This window comes from Pseudofrankia asymbiotica, assembly GCF_001983105.1.
Lineage (GTDB): Bacteria > Actinomycetota > Actinomycetes > Frankiales > Frankiaceae > Pseudofrankia > Pseudofrankia asymbiotica.
Genome location: NZ_MOMC01000163.1, coordinates 1 through 1,907, shown reverse-complemented (window position 1 = coordinate 1,907; position 1,907 = coordinate 1). Strand labels below are relative to the sequence as shown.

Genomic DNA, 1,907 nt, shown 5'->3' with positions numbered 1-1,907 from the left:
GGACAACGTCAAGCCGACGCTGGAGGTGCGCAGCCGCCGGGTCGGTGGCGCCACTTACCAGGTGCCGATCGAGGTCCGCGCCGGCCGCAGCACCACGCTGGCGCTTCGCTGGCTGGTCGCCTACTCGCGCGGCCGCCGTGAGAAGACGATGACCGAGCGGCTCATGAACGAGCTGATCGACGCGAGCAACGGTCTCGGCGCGAGCGTGAAGCGCCGGGAGGACACCCACAAGATGGCGGAGTCCAACAAGGCCTTCGCCCACTACCGCTGGTGACCTGTTATGGCTGACGTACGTGCCACTCTGGCCACGACCCGCAACATCGGGATCATGGCCCACATCGACGCGGGCAAGACCACCACCACCGAGCGCATCCTCTACTACACCGGTGTGAACTACAAGATCGGTGAAGTGCACGACGGCGGCGCCACGATGGACTGGATGGAGCAGGAGCAGGAGCGGGGAATCACCATCACCTCCGCCGCCACCACCTGCATCTGGCGTGACCACACCATCAACATCATCGACACCCCTGGCCACGTCGACTTCRCCGTCGAGGTGGAGCGGTCGCTGCGGGTGCTCGACGGTGCCGTCGCGGTGTTCGACGCGGTCGCCGGTGTGGAGCCGCAGAGCGAGACGGTGTGGCGCCAGGCCGACCGGTACAACGTGCCGCGGATCGCGTTCGTCAACAAGATGGACCGGGTCGGCGCGGAGTTCCACCGCTGCGTGGAGATGATGATCGACCGGCTCGACGCGACGCCGGCCGTCATCCAGCTCCCGTGGGGCGTCGAGTCCGACTTCAAGGGTGTCATCGACCTGGTCCGGATGAAGGGCCTGATCTGGCACTCCGAGGACAAGGGCGCCTCCTACGACGTCGTCGACATCCCGCGCGACCACGAGGAAGCCGCGCAGGAATGGCGCGACAAGCTCCTCGAGACCGTCGCCGAGAACGACGACGACCTCATGGAGAAGTACCTCGAGGGCACGGAGCCCACCCTCGACGAGCTGATCGCGGCGATCCGACGGGCCACCCTGACCGGTTCGATCAACCCGGTCATGTGCGGCACGGCGTTCAAGAACAAGGGCGTGCAGCCCATGCTCGACGCCGTCGTCGACTTCCTGCCCAGCCCGACCGACGTCGGCAGGACCGTCGGTCACAAGGTGGGCAACGAAGAGGTCGAGATCGCCCGCGAGGCCAGCGAGGACGAGCCGTTCTCCGCGCTCGCCTTCAAGATCATGTCTGACCCGTACGTCGGCAAGCTGACCTACATCCGGGTGTACTCCGGCAAGCTCTCGTCCGGTTCCGCGGTGCTCAACTCCACCAAGGACCGCAAGGAGCGGATCGGCCGCATCCTGCAGATGCACGCCAACCACCGGGAGGATCGGGACGGCGTCGGCGCCGGCCAGATCGTCGCGGTGGTCGGGCTGAAGAACACGACCACCGGTGACACCCTCTGCGACCCGAACGCGCCGGTCGTGCTGGAGTCGATGACATTCCCGGCTCCGGTCATCCACGTCGCGATCGAGCCGAAGACGAAGGCCGACCAGCAGAAGCTGGGCACCGCGATCCAGCGGCTGGCCGAGGAGGACCCGACCTTCCAGGTCCGCACCGACGAGGAGACCGGTCAGACGGTCATCTCGGGCATGGGCGAACTGCACCTCGAGGTGCTGGTCGACCGGATGAAGCGCGAGTACAGCGTCGACGCCAACGTCGGCCGCCCGCAGGTCGCGTACCGGGAGACCGTCCGCCGGAAGGTCGAGAAGGTCGACTACACCCACAAGAAGCAGACCGGTGGTTCAGGTCAGTACGCGCGGGTGATCATCAGCCTGGAGCCTTCCGGTGGTGACGGCGGTGGCTATGAGTTCCAGAACAAGGTCACCGGCGGCCGCATCCCGAAGGAGTACATCC

The 1,907-nt window shown here is 66.5% G+C and carries 2 protein-coding genes; both read left to right on the top strand.

Annotated features, from left to right (window positions below; genetic code table 11):
* On the top strand, positions 1–274 hold a 274-nt coding region (rpsG, locus tag BL253_RS38980; RefSeq protein WP_076823118.1), incomplete at its 5' end, for a 30S ribosomal protein S7.
* 6 nt (positions 275–280) lie between these two features.
* A partial coding sequence (gene fusA / locus BL253_RS38975; RefSeq protein ID WP_076823116.1) for an elongation factor G occupies positions 281–1,907 on the top strand: 1,627 nt, incomplete at its 3' end.